At 66.4% G+C, this 4,235-nt stretch carries 4 protein-coding genes and 1 tRNA gene; 2 read left to right on the top strand and 3 right to left on the bottom strand.

Translation table 11 applies throughout. From position 1 onward, the window contains the following. Positions 1–128: 128 nt before the first annotated feature. The 3 genes from ACIQ3B_RS18205 to ACIQ3B_RS18195 all read right to left on the bottom strand — a co-directional run bounded on the left by ACIQ3B_RS18205 (position 129) and on the right by ACIQ3B_RS18195 (position 3,025). On the bottom strand, positions 129–665 hold the full coding sequence (locus ACIQ3B_RS18205; protein WP_397405108.1) for a DUF2497 domain-containing protein: 537 nt from the start codon (positions 663–665) through the stop codon (positions 129–131). Positions 666–775: 110 nt separating this feature from the next. After that, positions 776–2,344, bottom strand: coding sequence for a TolC family outer membrane protein (locus ACIQ3B_RS18200; RefSeq protein WP_397405106.1), 1,569 nt, complete (start codon positions 2,342–2,344; stop codon positions 776–778). 117 nt (positions 2,345–2,461) lie between these two features. Beyond that, entirely contained in the window at positions 2,462–3,025 is a 564-nt protein-coding gene (locus tag ACIQ3B_RS18195) for a protein-L-isoaspartate O-methyltransferase (RefSeq protein WP_397405104.1), read from the bottom strand. 108 nt (positions 3,026–3,133) lie between these two features. On the opposite strand from ACIQ3B_RS18195, the gene ACIQ3B_RS18190 reads away from it, so the two are divergent. Continuing rightward, positions 3,134–3,207: transfer RNA gene (locus tag ACIQ3B_RS18190), tRNA-Cys, on the top strand. Between the two features lie 62 nt (positions 3,208–3,269). Further along, positions 3,270–3,974 carry an SDR family NAD(P)-dependent oxidoreductase gene (locus ACIQ3B_RS18185; protein ID WP_397405102.1) on the top strand — a complete coding sequence of 235 codons (705 nt, stop codon included), beginning with the start codon at positions 3,270–3,272 and terminating at the stop codon, positions 3,972–3,974. Positions 3,975–4,235: the final 261 nt, after the last annotated feature.

Below are 4,235 nucleotides of genomic sequence, written 5' to 3'. Positions count from 1 at the left end.
GCCGTCGTCGCCTTCAACAACACCCCGCGACAATGCCTGGACTTCCGCACCCCAGTTGAGGTCTTCTCCGAGCACCTGTTGCACTTCAAACGAGAATCCACCTCCCGGCCTTCGCCGGGATGAGCGGGTCAGCGTACCCGGCTGCGCGCGATACGGTCGACTTCGCTCTGGACCGCTTCCTGGACGATTGTGGGCAGATTGGCGTCCAGCCACTGCTGGAGAAGCGGGCGCAGCATCTCGCGCACCACGTCGTCGAGGGTGAGGCCGTAAGGCGGCATGGCGATGCTGGCCGAGAGATGGCCAAAGCTGGCGGCGGCGGCGGCGGCTACGGTTTCGCTGACAAGAGCTGCCACGGGCTGGGACTGCGGCGGCGCAGGCTCCCCGGTATCCATGATGTCCAGGTCGCCCAGGGTATCGAGCTTCTGGGTGAGTTCGAGTTCCTCCTCTTCCTCCTCGACGGCCAGCACAGGCGGGGGCGCGGGATCGCTCACCACGGGGGCGGCTACGGGTTCCGGCTCGGGCTCAGGCGGCGCTTCGACGGCGACAGGCTCAGGTTCCGGCTCGGCTACCGCCGCAGGCGCCTCCAGGGCCGGCGTTTCAGCCTCTGCGCCAGGTGTTTCGTCCTCAGAGATAATCCGGCGGATCGACGCCAGGATCTCTTCCATGGTTGGTTCTTGAGAAGTCGCTTCAGACATTTGTCGCCTACCACGATTGAGTCGCTATGAGGACCCTATGCGCACACGGGCGATCCTGCAATTTTCCAGTTGTCCGCCGCTCAGCGCGTGGCGGGCGCCATCGTCGCGGTGGGCGCAGGCTGCAGTCCTGGCGTGGCGGTCGGCTCGAAGGGCTTCGCGACCGGTTTGTTGGAGGGCCAGACGGTCAGGTACTGGTCAATGATGTCCACCGGCTCTTCCCAGGGCACCCAGCCCCAGGTCATGCGCAACTTGCGGAAATTCTTCGCCGCATCGTACTGAGGCACCCCAGGCACGAGGTTGCGGGCTTCGAGACGACCCATGGTGGCCAGCACATTGGCGGCGGCCACATATTCATCGCGGCGCGAGCTGACCTGGTTGAGCTCGGCAGAGCGCAGTTCCTGCTCGGCGTTCAACACGTCGATGGTGGTGCGCAGGCCGACCTGCTGTTCCTGGCGCGTGCCCTCGGCAGCGATCCGCGCAGCGCTGACCTGCAGCTCGCTGGAGGCGATGTTGGCGCGGGCGGCGATCAGCTGACTCCAGAACTGAGTGACGCTTTGCATGACCGTGCGGCGCACGCCCTCAACCGTGATCCGGTCAGCGTTGTTGCGTTCCACCGACTGGCGGATACGCGAGGAGACCAGGCCGCCGGAATAGATCGGCACGGTGGCGGTAACGCTGCCACTCAGATTTCGGGTATAAAGATCGCGCTGAAAGACATCGGACGGCCGATCCGGAATCGCAGGACCGTTGAAACCGTAGGTGACGTTGGCTGAAATGTTCGGCATGCGCTCGGCGCGCGCGCCGGCGATCCGGGCGCGGCTGGCCTGTTCCGTGAACTGCTGGCCGCGGAGTTGCGGGCTGAACTCCTCGGCGATCTTGTAGGCTTCGTCCGGATCAGTCGGCAGCATGTAGGCCAGCGACGGCTCCGGAGCGAGGTCGCCGGGGTTCTGGCCCACCAGGGTGGTATAGCCGGCCCGGGTGATCGCCAATTGGGCAACGGCGGACTGATAGAGCGCCTGGGCCCCGGCCAGGCGCGCCTGGGATTGGGCCACGTCGGTGCGGGTGATCTCGCCCACCTCAAACCGGGCCTGGGATTCCTGCAGCTGGCGGGTCAGGACGTTGACGTTTTCCTGCCGGATCCGCAGCGACTCCTGATCGCGGCGGGTGTCCGAGTAGGCCTGGATCACCTGGGCCAGAATGATAGCCTCTGTCCGACGCAGGTTCTCACGACCGGCCAGCACTTCGGCGTTGGCGGCGTTGACGGAGGCAGCAACACGCCCGCCAGTCCAGAGGGGCTGGGTGAAGCTCACGCCGACGCGGGAGGAGTTGGTTTCAAAAATCTGTCCGCGAACGAGGTCCGGGATGCCATCGCCGTTCCGGTCAATACCAGAGCCGCCAGCCGCCGCCGGAATGCGAGATTCGCTGTACCCCCCGCTGGCCTGAAAGCCCAACGTCGGCCGCCAGCCGGTACGGGCCTGCACATAGTTCTCGTCCAGCGCGCGCTGTGAGGCCCGTTGAGCCTGCAGCGTCGGGTTGTTCTGGTAGGCCAGCGCGATAGCGTCAGCCAAGGTCTCCGCGCCCGCGGGCGCAGCCAGGGCGCTGACACACAAGGTCGCAGCCAACAGGCGGCCACGGAAAGTCATAGACATACTCTATCCCCGATCTCGCGAGAGACGTCCTCTATTGGCATGCGTCTGCCGTCTTGACCAAGCCCCGTCACCTTAAGCTTTTTTCACGCCGGCGTTTCGATTGTGTTTCAGACGCCTCTACAAGGCAAAGCTGTGTTTCGGTTCGAAGCCCGCCATGATCGGGACGAAGCAGTCAAAGAGTTCCCGTCGCCCCATACCATCGGCCGCCCGGACGTAAAGGCTGGCCTTGCCGACCGGCCCGGTGCGTTCCACCACACCGAGCCGCCCCCCGATCGCCACCCTGGAGCGCCAGGTCTCAGGGGCGTCGGCCACGGCGCCTTCGCAGACCACGATATCGAACTGGCCCGTCGGCAGGTCGCCGCCGGCCTCAATCTCGACCACCACAAGCCCCAGGGCCTTCATCACCGCCGCCGCATAGGGCGCGCTGACAGCCAGCGCCCGCTCGCCGGGCATTGGGCGCAGCGCCTGCAGCAGCTTGGCCACATCGCGCGGCTTCAGCAGCCAGCGGCCGGGCGCGTATTCCACTTCCATGTCGGCATAGGCCAGGTGGGTGCGGTCTACAGGCACGAACGCCTCGCGTGCGAGTGCGCACATCACGTCGTGCAGACGCACGTCGGTGACATCCTGGGTGCGCACCTGGCTGTCGACCATGTTCAGGCGAGCGGCGGCGAAATCGGCCATCGGGAATCCTTGTCGCATAGGCGATCCGTTGCCCCGGGTTATAGGGGCGCAGCGGCGGAAGGCAATTGCGGCTTGCGAGCCCTTCTGATAGCACCGCGCGCTCTAGACGGCCTGATGGCGGAGTGGTGACGTAGCGGATTGCAAATCCGTGCACCCGGGTTCGATTCCCGGTCAGGCCTCCAACCTTCCCGATGCGCGGCGTGCTCTGCCTCGAGCGACGCCCCTGCCGGGCCGAGAGCTCTCCATGCGTCACATCCTGGTCACTGGTTCAACGCGCGGCATCGGCGCGGCGATCACTGATGCGCTGAGGAATAGCGCGCGCGTTGCAAGGCATGGGCGACAAGACGCTGAAGGCGTGATCGGCGAGGACCTCTCCGATCCAGCGGCGGCCGACCGACTATGGGATGCCGCATTGGCCCGCCTCGACGGCCGGATCGACGTCCTCATCAACAACGCCGGCGTGTTCGAGGCCATACCTGTCGACGCCACCCTGCCCGGCTGGCAGGCCGCCTGGGGTCGCACGATGCAGATCAACCTGCAGGCCGCCGCCGATCTTTCCCGACGAGCTGTCCTGCACTGGCGCGAGCGGGGCGCCCGGGGCCGGATCGTCAACATCGCCAGCCGCGCAGCCTATCGCGGCGACAGTCCGGCGCACTGGCACTATGCCGCGTCGAAGGCCGGGATGGTGGCCATGACCAAGTCCATCGCGCGTGGGTTCGCGGGCGAGAACATCCTGGCCTTTGCGATCTGCCCCGGCTTCACCATGACCGGCATGGCCGAGGACTATCTGGCCAGCCGTGGCGGCGACAAGCTGCTGGCCGACATTCCCCTGGGCCGCGTGGCCGAGCCCGAAGAGGTAGCGCGCGCCGCCGCATGGCTGGCCTTGGAGGCGCCGGCGTCCATGACCGGCGCGGTGCTGGACATCAACGGGGCGAGCTTCGTGCGGTAGGTCTTTCTTCACCTCCCCCGCGAAAGCGGCGGGAGGGGGACCACTGGCCGAGGCCGAAGGCCGCAGAGCCGGTGGTGGAGGGGGCGAGCCTCTTCCGCTGAGCCCCAAATGTCCGGTCGATCCTCTGCGATTTGGGCCTGCCCCCTTGTCTGTCGGAAGTATGCCAGATTGGGGATGTCTTCCGGGACGCCTGCCCGGTGCGACAACACCAGGCAGGCAATCGGTGGAAGGGTCGAAGCCCCCTGAGCCCTTGCGGACTGT

It is taken from the genome of Phenylobacterium sp. (genome assembly GCF_044358365.1).
GTDB lineage: Bacteria > Pseudomonadota > Alphaproteobacteria > Caulobacterales > Caulobacteraceae > Phenylobacterium.
Note: the sequence above shows the minus strand (reverse complement) of the source record. Positions and strands in the feature narration are given on the sequence as shown.

Excerpts from the sequence above, each read along its gene's own strand:
- ACIQ3B_RS18205 (WP_397405108.1), bottom strand. The coding sequence starts at position 665 with ATGGAAGAGATCCTGGCGTCGATCCGCCGGATTATCTCTGAGGACGAA.
- ACIQ3B_RS18200 (WP_397405106.1), bottom strand. The coding sequence starts at position 2,344 with ATGTCTATGACTTTCCGTGGCCGCCTGTTGGCTGCGACCTTGTGTGTC.
- ACIQ3B_RS18195 (WP_397405104.1), bottom strand. The coding sequence starts at position 3,025 with ATGGCCGATTTCGCCGCCGCTCGCCTGAACATGGTCGACAGCCAGGTG.
- ACIQ3B_RS18185 (WP_397405102.1), top strand. The coding sequence starts at position 3,270 with ATGCGTCACATCCTGGTCACTGGTTCAACGCGCGGCATCGGCGCGGCG.